Here is a 19,820-nt window from a genome sequence, read left to right as displayed (position 1 = left end):
CCTTGGAATACATGAAATCTCAATTCCAGTTTATGAGGATAAAAGATGGAACTTAGAGAATACAAGTCAACTGACTGTGAGCAGATGGCGCAATTGTTCTACAATACGGTACATAGCATAAATGTAAAGGATTATACAGAAGAACAGTTAAATGCATGGGCAACCGGTAGCGTAGATTTACAAGAATGGAACCACTCTTTTTTAAATCATAAAACAGTGGTTGCAGTGGAGGATGATGAGGTTGTTGGATTTGGAGACATTGATCAATCTGGCTGTCTGGCTAGGCTGTATGTCCATATAAATTATCAGGGGATGGGAATTACACTTAAAAACTATGTGATGGAGAAGAAAACTTCTAGCGGCTTTTCTGATAAAAGTTCAGGAGGTAATGAATAAAGGGATTTAATATGATAAAAATTGTGTGGTCAATAAACGATATAAATAAATATCAAACAGGAAATTTGCTGGATGGTGCAGTAAAGATAGAAACACCGCAGAGTGTTGGTGAACTGATGAAAAAAGCAGTGCCAATTGCTGTAATTTTATGTGTTATCCTTTTTATTGCTATGCTTTGTAAAACGATAATATGCAAGACCGTTGTAATCTCGCCAATATTTATTCTGGTCGGATTTGCTTTCGGTTTTTTACTGTTAATAATTCATGAGTGGTTACATGGAATTGTTTATCCTAAGGAAGCAGATGTAACAATAGGCAGAATAAAAGGAAAGGCAACATTTGTTGCATTAGCATCATATCCATTGAGGCGAGATCGGTTTATATTGATGTGCCTGTTGCCATTTGTTCTTGGGTTAGTTCCATTTATATTATTTGTAATTAGTCCTGCTGAATTTAGAGTATTAAATGGATTGAATTTTGGCATGGCATGTATGGGGATGATTTCGCCATTCCCAGATGTGTTTAATGTCCTTGTCGTTCTAAGAAATTCTGAAAAAAGCGATTTAATAATGTTCTACAAGAATGATATGTATAAGATTTCTTAAATTTTTGTTTGGAAAAATGCTTAATTATTCAAGTGAAAACATATAGCAATTAATACGGGAAAGAAAAATCGGAATTTGGAGAGGTATTGTTTATGAAGATTGAATATAGAAAAGCAGATATTACGGATGCAGAATTGCTAATAGATATTTATAATTTTGCATTTTATAGTGATTATATTAAATATGGTGAATGTCCGGCGTATGGAAAGACTAAAGAGATGATGGAAAAATCTATAATAGAATATCCAAAATTTATTATTTTATATAATGGTGAACCGGTCGGTTGTGTTTCTTGTAAAAAAGTGGAAATGCGAATATATGAAGTTGGGTGTTTGTGTGTTGTCCCAGAGTTTCAAGGAAAAGGAATTGGAACGCAAGCAATTAGATTTGTAACATCACACTATAGGGATTGGGATAAAATTACCTTAGTTACACCCATAGATAAAAAGAAAAATGTAAAGTTTTATACAGAAAAATGTGGATTTAATATAGTGTCTATGGAAATGGATGGAAATGTTAAAGTAGCACGATTTGTTTTAGAAAAATGATAAGAAAGACAGCCTTGGCAGGCCGTCGTGCAGCAATTTTGTTCCATTAGAATTTTATTAACATGTTATATTGAGAAATTGATTTCGATTTAAATCGAATTAGAGGTTGTTGTTATAGTTTGCGTATGGTATTCTGAACAAAATACAACCAGAAAGGTTCAAAGAGAGTTTTATGAAGAATTATAAGGTAATTGTGCGATAGCAGTGGCTATTGCAAAAAAAATTAAATGCTATAGCCATTGCATCCTAAGGTGACAATTAGGAGGACGCATATGAGCTATGTTAATGCAGATGAAGTCTTGCCAGAAGACTTGATTAGAGAAATTCAAAAATATGTTGATGGCAAAGTTTTATATATCCCGCGCAGGAGTGAGAAAGCAATGGGCTGGGGTGAAAAGAACGGTGCCAAAAACAGGCTTGCAAAGCGAAACAAGGAGATAGTAAGTAGATTCAATTCGGGTGAAACTATCGCAGAACTTGGCAAAATGTTTTTTCTTTCAGAAAAAAGAATTCAAGGAATAATACGTGAATATGAATCCTCAAAAAATCAAGATGGAGGATTCAACAATGAATAGAGAAAACAAGCGCAAGCAATACGAAAAGGGATATTATAAGACGCATCCCTGTAACGAAACGTTTGTTTGTAAAAATTGTGGAAGAACTGTAGCTCCAGAAGGGGCAGGAAGTGACCATAGAAATCATTGCCCGAATTGTCTGTACAGTCTACATGTTGATGTTGAACCAGGAGACCGAGAGTCCGATTGCGGTGGTCATATGGAACCAGTATCAGTATGGGTAAAAATAAGGGCGAATGGGCTATTATTCACCGATGTAAGATGTGCGGAGCATTGAGTTCTAACAGAGTTGCGGCAGATGATAATCCAATGAAGCTAATGTCAATTGCAATGAAACCTATTGGCCATCCACCATTTCCGCTTGAAAGGATTGAGAAAATGACAATGCTAATGGGTGGAGAGGGATATCTTAAGTAGTTAAATTAAAACATGGGCATCTGTCATTTGGTTAACGGATGCCTTTTTGAGTTTGGAGAAAATTGCAATATAAGGAGAGAACGTGAAATGATTATAAGAAATGAAAAAACAGATGATTATAGAGTTGTAGAGGAAATGATAAAGGAGATATTTTGGAACTTGTCTGTGCCGGGATGCAATGAACATTATTTTGCCCATTTGGTTCGAAATAGTGAAGATTTTATTCCGGAATTAGATTTTGTATTAGAAGAGGATGGGAAAATAATTGGTTCTATTATTTATGTGAAGGCAAAGCTGGTTGCTATGGATGGAACAGAAAAAGAAATCTTATCTTTCGGCCCATTTACAATTCATCCCGACTATCAAAGAAAGGGCTATGGAAGAAAGCTTCTTGAACATTCATTGGAGGCAGCAAGAAAGCTGGGCTTTGACACGATAGCGATTTGGGGGAATCCAGAAAATTATGCTTGTTATGGATTTAAAAATTGTAAGCGATATAATGTGTGTATAGACAAAGATGTATACCCGGTTGCTCTTATGGTAAAAGTTCTTGACGAGGATGCTCTTGAGGGAAAAATGTGGAAATATGTTGAAAGCCCTGCACATGAGATGGATGAGAGTGGCTTTGAAGAATTTGATAGTTCTTTTGAGCAGATGGAAGAAGGCTATAAATATACACAAGAGCTGTTTTACATTTATTCAAGATCGAATGTATTACGATAGTTTGTTACAGTTAAAAAACTGGAAATTGTATGTTTGATCAATTACAGATTCTAAAAATGAATAAATCAGACATTAAGAGTAGATAACCTGGAACATGGTTATCTATTTTTAATTGCCTTTATTTTTCAAAGACAACACAAATATAACCAACAGGCAGTCTTATAACGGGACTGCCTGTTTTTTCGTGAATTTTACAAAAGAAATATATGCTCCTTGCAATCTTTACGGAAGTGTGATAGCAGGCACATGCAGGCATATCTATAATAAATACAGAAATGAAGTGAGACCACCTCAAGGAGCAGGCAGGTTCGCCTCATATGTATAAGGAGCAGGCAGCCGGAAATGAAAGAGACAGAGAAAAAAGACAAAACGATAAGGGAAACGGATGAAAAAACAGGTGAGCATCTTGTTTTATTTGTGAGAAGAAATGCAGTATATATCGCGGTTTTCCTGATCGGAGCAGCCTTTCTTCTGGCGGCAGGTTCATTTGATTGGGATCGGATCAACAGCTATACAATGTACAACAACGACAGCAGGACATTCGTAAGAGGGCGGGTAGTATCTGTCGATAATGAGCGGCTGGAGACAGATCCATATGATCATTCCAGATATCTTGGGGAACAGGAGCTTACAGTTCTGATTCTGGAAGGAGATCAGAAAGGCGACAAAGTATCGATTGATAATTATTTGTCGCAGACACATAACATCTATGTAAACGCTAATCAGAAAATAATCGTATGTGCAGATATGCCGGAGGGAGTAGCTCCCTACTACACAGTATTCAATTATGACAGGTGCCTGCCACTTGGCATCCTTGTGGTGGTATTTGCCACGGTAATGTTGTTTGTGGGAAAAGGAAAAGGCTTACGGGCATTAGCCGGTGTCGTTTTTACACTTCTTCTGGTAGTACTGTTTATGGTTCAGGCGATCTACCACGGATTTCCTCCTGTAATTGTCTCAATCCTGACCATATTAACAGGAACAGCAGTCAGCCTGTTGTTGTTAAATGGCTGCAGCAGACGGACGGCTGTATCCGCACTTGCTACTGTACTTGGAGTTGCAGTAACAGGAATTATTTTTTACATAAGTTCAAAAACCTTACATCTTACAGGATTTAACAGTGACAATGCGGAAGAACTACTGGTCATTCAGGGAGCGACAGGACTTTCGGTTCGATCACTTCTGATCGCAGGCGTTCTGGTATCTTCCCTTGGAGCCGTTATGGATGTGGCAGTTTCCCTTACGGCAGCGCTTATGGAACTGGTCGCTGTAGATCCTTCGGTAACCGCTCGACAGGTTATGAAGTCGGGATTTAATATCGGAAAAGATATGATCGGAACCATGAGCAATACGCTGATCCTTGCATTTGCGGGAACGGCACTCAATACGATGCTGGTATTAACCGCCTATGGAGTGAGCCGGACACAGTTCATATCATCGGACTACCTGGCGATCGAGCTTGCACAGGGATTGTGTGCAACGATCGGAGTGATCCTTACCGTACCGATAACGACAGGAATCTGCGCAGCAATGCGCATTTCACATAGATAAAATGAAAAGATGAAAAGAGGAAAATGAATGAAAAAACACAGACGTAAGACAACAGGAAGACTTTCTGCACTTTTGTCATTATTGTTGGTAGCAACGATGGCACAGCCCCTTTTTCAGACAAGGGCAGCAGAGAATGATGTAACAATGGATGGAAATGTAACATGGAGTTATCTGGATGATGGAAGCGACCCGGCAGGCGACAGCATAGCAGCAGGCTATGACCGGACAAGCTGGACCAAGGATGACTATGACATATCTGCATGGAAGACAGCGACAGGTCCTTTTGGAGCAAAGAAAGGAAAAATCAATGATCTGGGTGGCGGATGTACACCAAAGACATTATTAACACAGTACAAGGCAGATGGAACAACCGATATTGAAGCGTTTTTCTTCCGTACGGATGTAACGATACCGGATGCTTCTAAGGTAACGAAGATATCAGGAAGTGTGATCTATGATGATGCAGCAACCGTATATGTAAATGGTGTGAAGATTGCAGGCTTTGATGATGACAGCATAACAGGCAATCTTCAGTATGGCGGTTCCAATGCCGGCGATCCAAAGACCGGAACGATCAGTACCAGTGATCCGGCAGCACTTGCGGCAGTGAAGGATGGAAAAAATGTTATAGCAGTAGAGCTTCATCAGGGACGCTCATCCAGCTCGGATATTTATTTTGATATGCCGACTCTTACATTTGAGACGACAGTATCCGTACCGGTATATACACAGAAGAATATCTCATGGACGGTTGGTAAGGATGCGTCTGAGATCAATGTAACCTGGTATGCAGATGTTGATGGAACAGGCACACTTCTGGTTGCTAAGAATTCAGAAGTCAGTGGGAACGAGATGCCGGCAGATGCAAAGAGCTTCACGGCAAATGAAACTGCATCCAACAAATCCGGTTACTACAACTATCAGACGACAGCAACCGGACTGTCAGCTGATACGACATATGCTTATCAGTTGGTAAATGGAGAGACAAAGTCAGAGATCCGTTCCTTTACAACCGGTGGAACAGGCGCATTCTCATTTGCAGCAGCAGGTGATCCACAGATCGGTGCAAGCGGAAGTTCTGTAAACGATACAGACGGATGGGAGAAGACGCTAAAGCTGATTTCCGGCAACAGTGCATTTGACGGTGTGGACTTCCTGTTATCAGCAGGTGATCAGGTAAATACAGCATCAAATGAAGATCAGTACGACGGATATCTGGAGCATGATACTTTACTTGATCTTCCAACCGCAACAGTGGTAGGTAACCATGATTCCGGTTCTGCGGCGTACGATCAGCATTTTAACAATCCGAATGAAAGCAGCTATGGAACGACTGCAGCAGGCGGAGACTATTATTTCGTATACAATCATGTACTGTTCCTTGCACTGAACAGTAACAATACATCGACAGCCGAGCATAAGGCATTTATGGAACAGGCAATGCAGGCAACTGCAGGTCAGGATATTACATGGAAGGTGGTTGTATTCCATCACTCCATTTATTCCGTAGCAAGCCATTCTTTGGAGAGCGGCATATTGACAAGACGAGAGGAACTGGTTCCGGTATTCAAGGATCTTGATATCGATGTGGTTCTTATGGGACATGACCATGTATATTGCAGAACCTACATGATGGATGGACTTGATCCGATGACAGATGCATCGATCTATAATGATGCCGATTATTCATCGATCACAAATCCAACAGGAATCTTATATGTGACATTAAACTCTGCATCTGGTTCCAAGTTCTACACGATCAAGAATGCAAGCTTCCCATATTCCAGAGTGATGAATCAGGAAAATGTTCCAAACATTTCAAGAGTAGATGTGTCAGACAGCCAGTTTAAGGTAACAACATATAGAACCAGTGATATGAGCGTGGTTGATTCATTTGCAATCAATAAGAAGCATGTACATAATATGAAGGCAGTATCTGCCGGAGAAGCCACCTGTCTGGATGAAGGAAATATCGCATACTGGTACTGCGATGAATGCGGCAAATATTTCCGTGATGCAGACGGTGAACAGGAAATCACACTTCTTGATACAGTAGTTGCGGCAAAGGGTCATCAGTATGGCGCATGGCAGGTTGTAACAGCAGCCACAACATCTGCTACAGGAATAAAGAAGCATGAATGTACTGTTTGTGGAAAGGTAGAGACAGCCGCTATACCGGTTATACAGGAGACGACAACGGAGAATGTGACGACTGAAGAAGAAACGACAGAAAAAGTTACGACCGAGGATGCTACAACCGAGACAACTCAGAAAGCAACCACGGAGGATACAGATTCAGACAGTGATGAAGATACCACCGAGGAACATACCGGTGAGATGGAAGATACAGAATCAACAATATCTTCAGAGACTACTAAAGATACAGGTACAACCGAAGATAAGACCGGTAAAGATTCTAAGCTCGTAAAAACAGGTGATACAACCCCGATCGTTTATGTAGCAGTTCTTGCAAGCTGCGCATGCTTTGTTGGAGCTGGCTGTGTGTTCGCAAAGAGCAGAAAGAATAAACAGTAAGTGTCAGTCATACAGAAAAATATAAGAATCCCGTTTGGTGTATGCCGGGCGGGATTCTTGTGGTATAATAAACATAAAATTACTTGCTTGCATATTTTGAGAGGGAGGTATGTATGATGTGTTATACAATTGAAGAAATCAAAGATAAAACAATACCAATTGCAAAAAAACATGGCATATCTCGTATGTGTTTGTTTGGTTCTTATGCAAGAGGAGAAGCAAATGATGACAGTGATGTAGATCTTTATGTGGATAAAGGAAAGATGACGAGTTTAATAAAGTACATGGCGTTCGTGTATGATTTAGAAGATGAATTACAGTGTCATGTTGATGTCGTTACGACGGGTATAAAAGACAAGATATTTTTAGACAATATTCAAAATGAGGGGGTGGTTCTTTATGAAGAATAATGATGTAGAGATTCTTAAGAAAATAATTGGATATTGCGATGATATAGAACTGCTGAAAGAACAGATTAATAAAATCATTTAATATTGTAAGAATGAATCAAATAAAATATGGGAAAAGACTGTTGTTTGAATAATTCAAACAGCAGTTTTTTTGATTTTAAAATAGTCGAAAAAATGATAAAAATATCGTTTTTATTATATTTCTATAAATAAAAAAATATTATTATATTTATAAATTAAACAAGGACGTAACTATATAAATGAGATAAAACAAACGGATAAAATCAGGAAAAGGAGTATGATGGATATGAAGAATCAGGTAGTATTGGATTGGAATCAGTATGTAGCACTTGCAAAACAGACAGTAGCAGAAGGTTGTGTTCTGCTTGAGAATAAAGATCAGGCACTTCCGCTTGTAAAAGATGAGAAGGTGGCAGTATTTGGAAGAATCCAGAACCACTATTATAAGAGCGGAACCGGTTCAGGAGGAATGGTAAATGTATCAAAGGTCTATGGAATCGTAGATGGTCTTCGTGAGAGTGGTCAGGTCATCTTGGATGAGGAGCTGATCAGGATCTATCAGGACTGGGAAAAGACACATCCATTTAATGAAGGCGAAGGCTGGGGAAATGAACCGTGGTGTCAGGAAGAAATGGAGCTGACCGATGAGGTTGTGGAAGCAGCCGGCAAGCGATCAGAGACAGCTATCGTGATCATCGGACGTACAGCAGGCGAGGATAAGGATGCAAGTGATACAAAGGGCTCTTATCAGCTTACAGATGTGGAAGAAGATCTGCTCACAAAAGTAAGAAAGAACTTTGATAAGATGATAGTTTTATTAAATGTCGGCGGCCTGCTCGATATGAGTTTTATAGACCGTTACCAGCCGGAAGCCGTTATGTATGTATGGCAGGGCGGCATGGTCGGTGGACTTGGAACGGCAGATGTATTAACAGGAGCTGTTTCACCATCCGGTCATCTGACAGACACGATCGCATATAAAGTTGCTGATTATCCTTCTACACCATATTTTGGTGATCCGGATAAGAATTATTACAGTGAAGATATCTATGTCGGATATCGTTATTTTGAGACTTTCGCAAAGGACAGCGTCAGATATCCATTTGGATATGGTCTGTCCTACACAACATTTGAAAAGGCAGTCGTTGTATTTGCAAATGAGCCGGAGAAACAGCAGTTTACACTTCATGTAACTGTTTCAAATGTCGGTTTAAAGAAAGGAAAAGATGTTGTTCAGGTCTATGTGGAAGCTCCGCAGGGTAAGCTTGGAAAAGCAGATAAGGTTCTTGTCGGATTTGCAAAGACGAAGGAGCTTGCACCGGGTGAATCAGAAGAACTGGATATTACCGTTCCATACAGCCGCTTTGCTTCCTATGACGACTCCGGTATTACAGGACATGCTTATGCATTTGTATTAGAAGCAGGCACATATCATGTATTTGCCGGCGAAAATGTCAGAAGTGCAGAATGTGCAGGCGCGTTTGAGCTTGCAGATGATCTTGTGATCGAACAGCTTTGCTCTGCACTTGCTCCGGTAGAAGCATTTGACAGAATGAAGGCAGCAGAGACAGAGAACGGATATCAGGTCATGATGGAAGCAGCACCACAGCATGCATCAAACGAGAAGCAAAGAAGACAGGATCATCTTCCACAGGAGATCCGTCAGACGATGGGTACTCATACATTATCCGATGTGGCAGATGGTTCGATCGGAATGGATAAATTTATTTCAGAATTGACAGACGATGACCTTACTTGTATCATTCGAGGAGAAGGCATGGGAAGTTCACTTGTAACACCGGGAACGGCAGCAGCATTTGGCGGTGTATCCAAGTCACTGATCAAACGTCATGGAATCCCTTCGGTATGTTGCAGTGATGGACCGTCCGGTATGCGGTTAGACTGTGGCGTGAAAGCATTCAGTCTGCCAAACGGAACGATCATCGGATGTACATTTAATACAGAGCTTGTAAAAGAGCTTTACACCTGTACCGGTTATGAGATGATCTCACAGAGGGTTGACTGTTTACTGGGACCCGGTATGAATATTCACCGTCATCCGTTAAATGGAAGAAACTTTGAATATTTCTCGGAAGACCCATATGTGACAGGATGCTTTGCCGGTGCGGTGTTAGAAGGTCTGCATGCAGCAGGTGTAACAGGGGCAGCGAAGCATTTCTGTGCAAATAATCAGGAGATGAGACGACATTTTGCAGATCCTGTTGTATCAGAACGTGCACTTCGGGAGATCTATCTGAAAGGCTTTGAGATGATCGTAAAAAGTGGTGTCTGCGATGCGATCATGACGACATACGGACCGGTAAACGGAGTATGGACAGCCGGAAATTATGATCTCTGTACGACAATCCTCAGAGAAGAATGGGGATTTAAAGGTATCGTCATGACTGACTGGTGGGCATCCATCAATGAGCGTGGACAGGAGCCGGATAAGATTAATTTTGCGGCAATGGCACGTGCGCAGAATGATATCTATATGGTATGTCCGGATGGATCAACAAATGCCAGCGGAGACAATACAGTCGCAGCACTCGTAGATGGACGGCTGAAGCGCGCGGAGCTTCAGAGAAATGCAGCGAACATCTGTGGCTTTGTACTTGATACAGAAGCAATGCGCAGAGCAATGGGCTGCCCGACAGAGGTATCGATCATCAATCGTCCGGCGGAACCGGATGATGTTGATCTGTCAGAGGTTGAATTTGTCAGATTAGATGGCGACTATGAATTACGACTTGATACCAAGGAGTCGAAAGCCGGTGTAAATTATGTACTTCCGTTTGATGTACAAAAAAAAGGAATTTATGAGATCGAACTGATCGGAAGTTCCAATCTCTCAGAACTTGCCCAAATGCCATGTACGTTGTATTATACCAATATACCGAGCCTCAGTTTCACATTCCATGGAACAAATGGGGAAGACATGGTTATCAAAAAAGAATTTGATCTGCATACCAGATTTTCAGTTATGCGTCTGAATGTCGGTAAAAATGGTCTTCATTTAAAACAGATCAGATTCAGATATTTAAGGGAGGGCAAAATTTGGAATTAAATATTTTACTGAAGATAGCAATTATCTTTCTGTTTTTTACAGTCGTTGATATATGCGGACATTTCATCTTTAAGACAAAGAGAAATGTCCCGGAATGGCTGCTCACGATAGGGGTAGTTCTGGCTTTTGCCGGGACTACCTTTCTTGGCGTCCGGGCATATTTTACGGACGCAGATACAAATGATCAGAATATCTATATGGCGTATTGTTATATGAAAGAGGGCAATATCGATCAGGCGGCAATCCTTCTTGACGACATTGCAGGTTCTTTTGAAGAAAAAGAACTGCTCAGTGTGGCATGTGATGTCATGAACGGAGATTATATTAATGGCCATTTTAAACTTCAGGAGTTATCAGAACAAAACGGGATCAGTAAGGCAGGAAAGGCATATCTGACGGCTCTTGATGACTATTGCTCCGGGAAACTAGGAATGATCTCCGGAGGAGAAAAGGCATATACAGATTATGAATCTTATCTGTCTGATCTGGAAAAAGAAGATGGAGTTCAGGAGACTGCATGGAGTGGGGAGTCAGATGACACGGGTAATGCATTAAATGAAACACTGACGGATTCACTGACTGCCTATATCGAAGATCTTGATTTTACCAGAAAAGAACAGCGGGAGTTTGAAGAAGCGTATGAGCTTGACAATAAGATCCATGGCGTGGCAGTTGCTGATCTTACAGAGGATGATATCAGGGATCTGAAGCATACATATGGTGAGACAGAAGAAGTACTCCGGCGGGAGATCGGTTATTATGTATATCAGAATGATTTTGATAAGGCAAAGGATATAGCCTCCGAGCTGAACAAGAATTTTAAAAGCCCGGAGAATACGGTTATATATACGGATGTAATTGTCGAAGAAGTATATCGAAATACCAGAGATCAGAACTATACGGAAGACTCATTCGATATGAAGGATGATGAGATCAAGAGCCTGGTGAAGAAGGCGGAGCGCGCGAAAGAGAAGGCACAAAAGCTGATAGATGATGAAGGTTATGACGGAGCACATGCAGATGAGATAAATGAATTGCTGGAGGAAGCGGATTCCTATTATAAGGATGCAAGTTATGTACCGATCAAGCGTGCAGTTAATTATGTTCTTGTACAGGAGCCATATCGTGGAGACGATACGGGATTTTACGAACTGCAGTTGTCCAAATTGTATCTTGCAATGGATGACAGAGATACGGCAAACGAGCATCTGCATAATGTCATTGATAACAGTGCTAAGATCAGTGATTCATCATTATTAAAAGATGCAATTGATGAAGTTGTGACACAGTACAATCAGATCTCCGATGACAGTTATAATGCTGAGCTGAATGCTGCCGTTAACGATATGGTAGATAAACAGAGCAGTCAGGTTGTTCCTGTATCGGAAGAAACCATAAATGGTTCATTTAATTCGTACGTTGCAACCACATTAAAATACGATAGGATCAACATTCATATCAGCCGTATCGATACTTCGGCATATCCATCCATTCAGGCATACATTAATATCAATGGAACAAAGGACTCCAAAGAAGAACTGGCAGATCAGTTTACAAAGGAAGATTTTACGGTGATCGATACGCAGTATGAGATCACGGATTTTACACTGAACAGCGGGGCAGAGAGTGAAGCTGTCAGTATCGGTATCGTAATGGATAAGAGCGGCAGTATGGAAGGTGCGGCGATCGCAAACGCAAAGCAGGCCGCAACAGAAGCGGTAGAGCATATAACCTCAGAGAAAATGATGATTGTTTCATATGATAATGAGGCATATCTGGAGCAATCGTTGACATCCAGAAGCGGAACGCTGAAGAACTCTATAGCAGCTATTTCAGATGGTGGTGGAACCAACATATCTGCCGGTCTAAATCTTGCACTTGATAATCTGGAAGCGGAAAAAGGCAGCAGAGCAGTTATCCTGATGTCTGACGGACAGGACGGAGGTTCGGAAGAAGATATGCAGGCTGCAACTGACCGAGCAGCAAAACTTGGAATCAGTGTATATACGGTTGGATTTGGCGAATGTGATGACGCATATATGCAGGCAATCGCAGAAGTAACCGGTGGTAAATTCGTAAAGGCATCTGCATCTACGGAGCTATCGGATATCTATCTGTATCTTCAGAAATATATCGTAAATAATTACAGCATATCATATACGGTAACAAAGAATCCGGATGTAGATCCTAGATTCCTTACTGTTGATATCGCAGAATATAATGCAACAGCGACAAAGAATTATTATTTGAAAGAAGAGAATAAACCGGAGGATTCAGATGATGCAGGATTTATCCGGAAAGTAGATGAGAATACACTCGGAGTATCTTCGGTAACGCCGGGAAATGTATCTGTAAAGGATGTACAGAATGGTATCACCTTGACTGTAAATGGCGGAGGATTTTCTGATATTGCGAGTGTGACGGTTGGCAATCTGGTATTAACAGATATACAGGTAGCAGATAAAACAAGTCTTACAGGCAAATTAAATGGCGAACTGACTGCCGGTATCTATGATGTCAAAGTGAAGACAACAGATGGTCGTCTTGTTGTAGGAAAATCTCTGTTTAAGGTATTCAAAGCAGGAACAACAACCTCGATCCGACTTGGTGATATGACGATCACGGCAGATGCCATTGGTCAGACAGCAGATGATCGCCTGGCGGCCAGTGGAAATGTCATGATTAACGGATTTGTTCACAGCTCAGGTGATATGGAGATCATTGTGGACGACATGGATCCGGATCTTTCCCTTGTGGCAAATAAGACGATCAAGGTCGGTGATTCCGGTAAGGTTCAGGGAGATGGAAAACTCTATGTCAGTTACGCAGAGATGGAACAGGCCAATGGCAGCTTCGCCGGTCTTGTTATGGGAAATAAAGATTATGTAATTGGGCAAAATGGATATTATGTAACGGTCAGCGGATCTGATATATCATTTGATCAGACGATTGCCAGTCTGAATCTTTCCGTGCCGTTTATCATGGATATCGATGTTGCAGAGGTAAATCTGCACAGTAACCGGTTACAGGTAGATATTTCATCATTCCGGCTGGATGAAATTATTGATTCAACAAAGAAATCACTTCAACATAAAACCGGAGCGAATAAGGAGTCGGAGCCTGTCACGAAACGGAGCAGCTTAAAGCAGTTTGGAGCAAAAGAATTCTTTGGAGGCTTAGATGGATCCTTATCAATGGCGATCACACCGGATGGCATTCAGTTTGGTGGAGAAGTAACATTATCTGTAGATGATAAGATTAATTTTGGAACCTTTGGGATCAATGAATTGTCACTAAAATTAAATTCCCTGGATCCTGATTACGAGTATTGGAAGATTGGTGGAAAGATTGATCTGGCAACATCCATACCGGGATTCTTTGACAGTCGGATTGCCGGATTTGACGGCTCGTTTTCTTCCTATTACTGGCTGCCGGATAAAGTAACGATTGGAGCAGCATTAGATCCGGGAATAACGGTTTATAAAGTCATTGACATCAATCAGGTTGGCGGAGAATTGCAGGGTATGAGTACGATCGCCTTAAATCTGTACGAATCAGTGATCCCGGAGAAAACATATAATATTATCGGTACCGGTCTTGATAATACTTTATATAATAAGCAGGACATTATACTTGCAGGAACTGCGGGTGCAGATATCAACCTGTTTGCTTCGTTTAACGGCAATAATGCTCTGATGAAGAAGTTCAAGTCATGGGGTGAGATCGGTGAAGCAAATGGTAAGGTAGAGATTAATTTCAGTGATCCAGAATTTACAATCTCGGCTGATCTGTCACTGCTTGGATCAGAAAAGGCGAAGGCAGCAGCAAAGATAAATAAAGATGGTCTGGATGTATCTGCTTCTGTAGAACTTGGAATCTCAGGCTTTGGCTGTGAGGTAAACGGAAGTGCTGATGCAAATCTTGGTGGCAATCTGACCGGTGGATATATCAAGCTTGGTGTAAATGGTAACGTGGATATGGCACCTGCTAATGTTCATGCAAAGGGAGCATCGAAGCTTGCCGTTGACTGGGATTGGGATTTTAATAAAGCCAAGGTAACATTGAATTACAGTGGGAATAACGGCAAAGAGAAAGAAGCATCTATCTGGTATGAAGATAATGGAGAACTCTTCCTGTGGGATAAAGTTCATGCATCATCCAACTAAGGGGGTAACAGAAGCATATGAAAAGAGAGACAAGAATAGTAAGTAAAATATGTATATGGCTGTTAATGGTGACTATTGCAGTTGGCTGTCTGATACTTCCGGTTCATGCAGCGGAGACAGAGGTAACGATCGATCTGGATTATGAATATACAGAAGCAGTCTTTTATGTGACGTGGGAAAATTATGAACAGGCAGGAACTGTAACGCTGACGTCACCATCCGGTAAAGTCTACAGTAAGGATAAGACACCGGATCAGGTATACGAGTCAAATGGTGAAGCAATCGTTAATGTAGGAAAAGGAGAAGAAGGAACCTGGACAGTTAAGGTGGCAGGTGACAATATGGGAACTGTAGATGTAACAGTTGGTGAACTTCCGAATTCTTTAGTGATCAGCAAATTTGCGGTAACACAGAATACAGATGGAAGTGTAACAGCAGACTATAAGATCACAGACAGCCCGGATGAGATCTATGTAGAAATATTTGCAGATACAGACTCTGAGGGATTTGACGGAACTTGTGTTTACAGTGAATATATGGATAAGAAGGGTACTGTTTCCTTTGATCTGGACAGCCTTTCAAGTGGTGAGTATCATTTTTATATCCGTGTATCTGTGGATGGAATCTATCAGCGGGCGTACAGTGACGGATTTGTCAGCTATCAGAATCCGAATGATTCACAGAAGGTAGACGGTGTAAAAGGCGGAACCTATAACGATGGTTATTACATTTCATGGAATGCAGCAGAGGATGAAGCTTATACAGTGCTTGTATGGGACGAGGCTCATAATCTGATAAAGGAAGAAGCTGTTGGAGCGACAGATGCTTATTATGGAGATTATGCAGAAGATGCATCCAAAGTATATCTGGCAGTTGTGAGAGCAAATGAGAGCTGTATGTATGATCTGATCACTGCAGATTCTGCAGTAAAAGTATCGGCAGATGTAGCCTTTGATACGGATTCGGATATGACAAAAAACAGTTTCATAAATGCAACGGTGACATTAGATACTAACAGCACATTTGATGCATATCTGGGAGAACAGAAAATTCTGGAGGGAGAAAAAGAATCCGGCATGTATCGTGTGAATCTGGAAGATGGTGATAACACAGTTTCATTTGTAGTAACAGACGGAACAGGAAATGCGGCCGAATTTTCAAAAGATATCTATGTAGATACGATTCCACCGCAATTATCTGTATCCGAAGACATAAACGGAAAAGTAGTAACGGAAGGCAGCATCTATCTGAATGGATATACGGAAGCCGGTGCAGTTCTTACATTAAACGGAGAACCTGTTGAACTGACACAGAACTATTTTAACAAGAAGATAACGCTGTCAGGCGGTGAGAATACGATAACATTAATTGCCGAAGATGCTGTGGGAAATCAGTCGGTATATTCAGCGACAGTCACCTATGAATCAGGAAAAACAGTGAAGCGGATATTTGAATATATCGCACTTGGCGGCTTGTTTCTCGTATTGTTGATCCTTTATATCATTGTATTCGTAAAGGGCAGGAAAAGGAGGAAGCAGTCATGATCGTATATACTATTATTCAGATCCTTCTTACACTTGCAGGTGCGGGTGTGATCGGTTACAGCATCTATCTGACAATACAGGTATCAGGAGATAAACTGTTAACACTTGACAGTGAGCTTGGCTACCGTTATGCTACATCCTATCATCGGTGGCAGTTATATGCCGGAATTGCGATCGTTTCCCTGCTTATCTTATGGATCGTATATATTCTGATCGTTCGGGCATACAGGGTAAAACACAGAGAAGAACGTCTGGCGAAGAAAGCCGAGAAGAAAAATGAGAAGAAGATTGCCAGAGAACAGAAGAAGCAGAAAAAAACTACATCAGAAAATCAGCAGTCGGAAAGCGGAGAATATATACAGCCTGTAAATGCTCAGAACATGCAGCAGCTATATACACAAGGCTATTATCCGAATGCGCAAAACTATTACCCGGATGGCTATGCGGCAAATACGCAAAACTATTACCCGGATGGCTATGTGGGAAATGCGCAAAGCTATTACCCAAATGGCTACGAAACGAATGAGCAGGGCTATTATCCGAGCGGTTACGAAGCAAATACGCAAGGTTATTATCCGAATGGCTACGAGGCAAATGGGCAGGACTATTATTCGAACGGCTATAATGCGGATGAACAGGGCTATGCATCAAATTCCTATGACGTAAATACAAAGATATATGATCAGAAGGCTAATAGTCAAGATATATCATCAGATAAAGCAGATTCTCAAGAGATGAAACAGGAATGGAATGGGAAAGAGTTGTAACCAAGAATGTATTACCAAATGCAGTCGTAGTCAGCAACCTGGCCAGAGTCCTGCGGATAGTAAATAAAGAAGAAAAATAGAAAAGCGATTGTTCATATCGTAAATTAAAAAGAAAGAGACATTGCCGTTAGGTACTGTCTCTTTCTTTTTGCTTTATTCTCTAGCCTATCTCGCCATGCTTTTCATAGCTGGTGATACGGGAGATGGAATTGTTTTCGTTTACAAAGACTACCGTTGGCCTGTATTCTTTGGCTTCTTCAGGTGTCATAGAAGCATAACACATCAGAATGATATGGTCGCCTACCTGAACCTGTCTGGCAGCGGCACCATTTAAACACATAACACCTGATCCCGGTTCTCCGGCGATCGTGTATGTCTCAAAACGATTTCCATTTTCAATATCAACAATCTGCACCATTTCATATTCAAGAATTCCTGCTTCCTTTAAAAGCTCAGAGTCTACGGTGATACTGCCGACATAATTCAGTTCAGCCTGTGTAACAACTGCTCTGTGGATCTTACTTTTTAACATGGTAATATTCATTGGAATGACACCTCTTTATTCTTTCTCATCGCACATACTATAACATAAAAAGAAAAAATGCAATATAGAAATACAAGAAATTGTAGAAAAAGGATGCAAAAAGGATGCAACTATATTGCATAAAATATGTAGTGGTCATGTACATTTAATATGTCGGGAAAAATGAAAAGAAAGCTTAAGAAAGTTTAATAAAAAAATAGACCCGTATTAATGAACAAAATCGATGGTTTGTGTTAATATTTTTACAGCGCTGAAAAAATATATTAATTTTGTTTGTTAGAATGCAGGATCACAGCAGGAGGTAATTATTTTGAAAAAATAAGAAAAGACACAGCAGGTATTAAGAAAACACAGGTAAACAGAAAGCTGCATTATAAAAAGATGGCAGCACTTGCCGTAGCAGGAGTTCTGGTTGCAGGAAGTACACTTACAGGCTGTGGAAAGAAGAATATAGATTACAGTGTAGATGGTGGATCAGGAAATGGAGGAAGCGCAGACAGTGGAAGTCTTCAGGATAAATACGGAATTCCGGAATCCTGTGATATGACACTTGAGACAGGCGACAGTGGCTTGAGCAAGCTTGCGATCGAAGCAGATGAGGTATCAGTTCCAAGTACAATGGATCTTCCAATCGTATATGCAAAGAAAAAAGAAATTTCAAATGATGCAAAAAAGCAACTTGTAGAATCGCTTCTTGAAAAAGATAAAGGTATCTATGCATTTGATTATGATAATATGACAAAAGCAGATATTCAGGAACAGATCGATCAGTACGAAAAGGAGAAGAAGAATTCTGCAGCGAATGGAGATACTTCCGGTTCAACCTGGTATGATTCCATGATCGATGGCTTAAAAGATCAGCTTCAGAAGGCTCCGGATGAATATCCGGCAGCTGATGATTATTCCGGTACTGAATTTCTGGGAGAGATCGGTGGTAGAAAATTCCTAGTTAATGTAGATGATCAGGGAGGGGCAAGCGGTTCCATGGGTCTGAAAGATCAACTGATCACTTACCGTCCAAAGGATGGTGCCAGCGGTGTATATTTTTCCACACCGGATACCGGTGATGATCTGACGGATGTTGATATGTCATCCACAAATGTATGTACATTCTCAAAAGATGAAGCACAGTCGATCGCAGATGAATTTGTAAATAAGATCGGTATGGCAGATGTAACACTGAATAAGGCACAGGATCTTTACTGGTATTATTATGGAGCAGATGGTAATACAGATTCAGTAGAGGTCGATGGATATGTATTTTCCTATACAAGATCGATCAATAATCAGCCGACAGCATCTGCCGAAGTATGGAATGTTGATAATCTTATGCAGGATGATGCCTCTGTAAGTATTCCATCAGAAAAGTGTGAAGTATACGTTGACTCAAATGGTGTTATATCTGCAAACTGGGTAAATTATTTTGAGATTACAGATAAGACGGAGAGTAAGGATCTGTTATCATTTGATGAGCTTCTAAAGAAAGCAAATACAAATATTGCGGAGTATTATACAACTTATCCAACCAGATATAAGAAGGTTGAATTCAATGACATGAAGCTTGCTTATTATCTGGAAAAGACTGATGAAGACGGAGTATTCAAATATGTGCCGGCATGGATATTGACCCAGTACGAAGATATGGCAGATGAATCAAATAATGCAGACTATCCGGATCAGATGGTGGTTTTAGATGCTACCGACGGATCAGTGATCGACCTTCTGGAACTGTCTAAGTCACTTGGAACATATCAGAATTATGATACTGATACGATTGCAAGAGATGTCTCCGATGAAGGAGATTCATCGATAACCTCTGTCGGAGATACTGATTCATCAGAGGATACAACAGATGCTTCTTCCGATACAACAGATGACACAACCGATGACACAACCGGTGACACAGCTGAAAAGTAATGAAATGACTCGGTAAATACATTTATAAATTAAT

The 19,820-nt window shown here is 40.7% G+C and carries 15 protein-coding genes and 1 pseudogene; 15 read left to right on the top strand and 1 reads right to left on the bottom strand.

Features of this window, described 5'->3' with window-relative positions:
* The first annotated feature begins 45 nt into the window (after positions 1-45).
* The 14 genes and pseudogenes from CLOL250_RS08685 (at position 46) to CLOL250_RS08625 (ending at position 17,325) form a co-directional block, all read left to right on the top strand.
* On the top strand, positions 46-396 hold the full coding sequence (locus CLOL250_RS08685) for a GNAT family N-acetyltransferase (protein WP_008401981.1): 351 nt from the start codon (positions 46-48) through the stop codon (positions 394-396).
* A gap of 11 nt (positions 397-407) precedes the next feature.
* Positions 408-1,001, top strand: coding sequence for a DUF3267 domain-containing protein (locus tag CLOL250_RS08680; RefSeq protein ID WP_008401980.1), 594 nt, complete (start codon positions 408-410; stop codon positions 999-1,001).
* 92 nt (positions 1,002-1,093) lie between these two features.
* Positions 1,094-1,549 carry a GNAT family N-acetyltransferase gene (locus tag CLOL250_RS08675; protein ID WP_008401979.1) on the top strand — a complete coding sequence of 152 codons (456 nt, stop codon included), beginning with the start codon at positions 1,094-1,096 and terminating at the stop codon, positions 1,547-1,549.
* Between the two features lie 272 nt (positions 1,550-1,821).
* The gene (locus CLOL250_RS08670) at positions 1,822-2,124 is read left to right on the top strand and encodes a CD3324 family protein (protein WP_008401977.1); all 303 of its coding nucleotides are present in this window, start codon (positions 1,822-1,824) and stop codon (positions 2,122-2,124) included.
* Positions 2,081-2,385: pseudogene (locus CLOL250_RS14335) on the top strand (RNHCP domain-containing protein); the annotation flags it as partial. The gene CLOL250_RS08670 and the pseudogene CLOL250_RS14335, both read left to right, overlap by 44 nt.
* Complete coding sequence (locus CLOL250_RS14330) at positions 2,386-2,541, top strand: RNHCP domain-containing protein (RefSeq protein WP_446714952.1); 156 nt, start codon at positions 2,386-2,388, stop codon at positions 2,539-2,541. It abuts the pseudogene before it with no gap.
* 87 nt (positions 2,542-2,628) lie between these two features.
* Positions 2,629-3,264: a GNAT family N-acetyltransferase gene (locus tag CLOL250_RS08660; RefSeq protein ID WP_044945658.1), complete on the top strand. Its 636-nt coding sequence runs from the start codon at positions 2,629-2,631 to the stop codon at positions 3,262-3,264.
* 342 nt (positions 3,265-3,606) lie between these two features.
* Positions 3,607-4,815: a YibE/F family protein gene (locus CLOL250_RS08655; RefSeq protein ID WP_008401971.1), complete on the top strand. Its 1,209-nt coding sequence runs from the start codon at positions 3,607-3,609 to the stop codon at positions 4,813-4,815.
* 27 nt (positions 4,816-4,842) lie between these two features.
* The gene (locus CLOL250_RS13400) at positions 4,843-7,350 is read left to right on the top strand and encodes an FN3 domain-containing metallophosphoesterase family protein (RefSeq protein ID WP_008401970.1); all 2,508 of its coding nucleotides are present in this window, start codon (positions 4,843-4,845) and stop codon (positions 7,348-7,350) included.
* A 113-nt stretch (positions 7,351-7,463) separates the two neighbouring features.
* Positions 7,464-7,760 carry a nucleotidyltransferase family protein gene (locus tag CLOL250_RS08645; protein ID WP_008401969.1) on the top strand — a complete coding sequence of 99 codons (297 nt, stop codon included), beginning with the start codon at positions 7,464-7,466 and terminating at the stop codon, positions 7,758-7,760.
* 307 nt (positions 7,761-8,067) lie between these two features.
* A complete protein-coding gene (locus tag CLOL250_RS08640; RefSeq protein ID WP_044945711.1) occupies positions 8,068-10,848 on the top strand; it encodes a glycoside hydrolase family 3 protein in 2,781 nt (926 codons plus the stop codon).
* A complete protein-coding gene (locus tag CLOL250_RS08635) occupies positions 10,839-15,014 on the top strand; it encodes a vWA domain-containing protein (RefSeq protein ID WP_008401965.1) in 4,176 nt (1,391 codons plus the stop codon). Before CLOL250_RS08640 ends, CLOL250_RS08635 begins: the two co-directional genes overlap by 10 nt.
* A gap of 17 nt (positions 15,015-15,031) precedes the next feature.
* Positions 15,032-16,558, top strand: a complete 1,527-nt coding sequence (locus CLOL250_RS08630) for a hypothetical protein (protein ID WP_008401963.1) — start codon at positions 15,032-15,034, stop codon at positions 16,556-16,558.
* The gene (locus CLOL250_RS08625) at positions 16,555-17,325 is read left to right on the top strand and encodes a hypothetical protein (protein ID WP_008401962.1); all 771 of its coding nucleotides are present in this window, start codon (positions 16,555-16,557) and stop codon (positions 17,323-17,325) included. Before CLOL250_RS08630 ends, CLOL250_RS08625 begins: the two co-directional genes overlap by 4 nt.
* Positions 17,326-17,485: 160 nt before the next feature.
* Here CLOL250_RS08625 and panD read toward each other — a convergent pair whose 3' ends face one another.
* The gene (gene panD, locus CLOL250_RS08620; RefSeq protein WP_008401961.1) at positions 17,486-17,869 is read right to left on the bottom strand and encodes an aspartate 1-decarboxylase; all 384 of its coding nucleotides are present in this window, start codon (positions 17,867-17,869) and stop codon (positions 17,486-17,488) included.
* 273 nt (positions 17,870-18,142) lie between these two features.
* Here panD and CLOL250_RS08615 point away from each other — a divergent pair, with 273 nt between their 5' ends.
* Entirely contained in the window at positions 18,143-19,786 is a 1,644-nt protein-coding gene (locus CLOL250_RS08615; protein ID WP_008401960.1) for a DUF6034 family protein, read from the top strand.
* Positions 19,787-19,820: the final 34 nt, after the last annotated feature.

Origin of the sequence: Clostridium sp. L2-50 (genome assembly GCF_000154245.1) — a bacterium.
Taxonomy (GTDB): Bacteria; Bacillota; Clostridia; order Lachnospirales; family Lachnospiraceae; genus Coprococcus.
Note: the sequence above shows the minus strand (reverse complement) of the source record. Positions and strands in the feature narration are given on the sequence as shown.

Excerpts from the sequence above, each read along its gene's own strand:
- CLOL250_RS08685 (WP_008401981.1), top strand. The coding sequence starts at position 46 with ATGGAACTTAGAGAATACAAGTCAACTGACTGTGAGCAGATGGCGCAA.
- CLOL250_RS08680 (WP_008401980.1), top strand. The coding sequence starts at position 408 with ATGATAAAAATTGTGTGGTCAATAAACGATATAAATAAATATCAAACA.
- CLOL250_RS08675 (WP_008401979.1), top strand. The coding sequence starts at position 1,094 with ATGAAGATTGAATATAGAAAAGCAGATATTACGGATGCAGAATTGCTA.
- CLOL250_RS08670 (WP_008401977.1), top strand. The coding sequence starts at position 1,822 with ATGAGCTATGTTAATGCAGATGAAGTCTTGCCAGAAGACTTGATTAGA.
- CLOL250_RS14330 (WP_446714952.1), top strand. The coding sequence starts at position 2,386 with ATGTGCGGAGCATTGAGTTCTAACAGAGTTGCGGCAGATGATAATCCA.
- CLOL250_RS08660 (WP_044945658.1), top strand. The coding sequence starts at position 2,629 with ATGATTATAAGAAATGAAAAAACAGATGATTATAGAGTTGTAGAGGAA.
- CLOL250_RS08655 (WP_008401971.1), top strand. The coding sequence starts at position 3,607 with ATGAAAGAGACAGAGAAAAAAGACAAAACGATAAGGGAAACGGATGAA.
- CLOL250_RS13400 (WP_008401970.1), top strand. The coding sequence starts at position 4,843 with ATGAAAAAACACAGACGTAAGACAACAGGAAGACTTTCTGCACTTTTG.
- CLOL250_RS08645 (WP_008401969.1), top strand. The coding sequence starts at position 7,464 with ATGATGTGTTATACAATTGAAGAAATCAAAGATAAAACAATACCAATT.
- CLOL250_RS08640 (WP_044945711.1), top strand. The coding sequence starts at position 8,068 with ATGAAGAATCAGGTAGTATTGGATTGGAATCAGTATGTAGCACTTGCA.
- CLOL250_RS08630 (WP_008401963.1), top strand. The coding sequence starts at position 15,032 with ATGAAAAGAGAGACAAGAATAGTAAGTAAAATATGTATATGGCTGTTA.
- CLOL250_RS08625 (WP_008401962.1), top strand. The coding sequence starts at position 16,555 with ATGATCGTATATACTATTATTCAGATCCTTCTTACACTTGCAGGTGCG.
- panD (WP_008401961.1), bottom strand. The coding sequence starts at position 17,869 with ATGAATATTACCATGTTAAAAAGTAAGATCCACAGAGCAGTTGTTACA.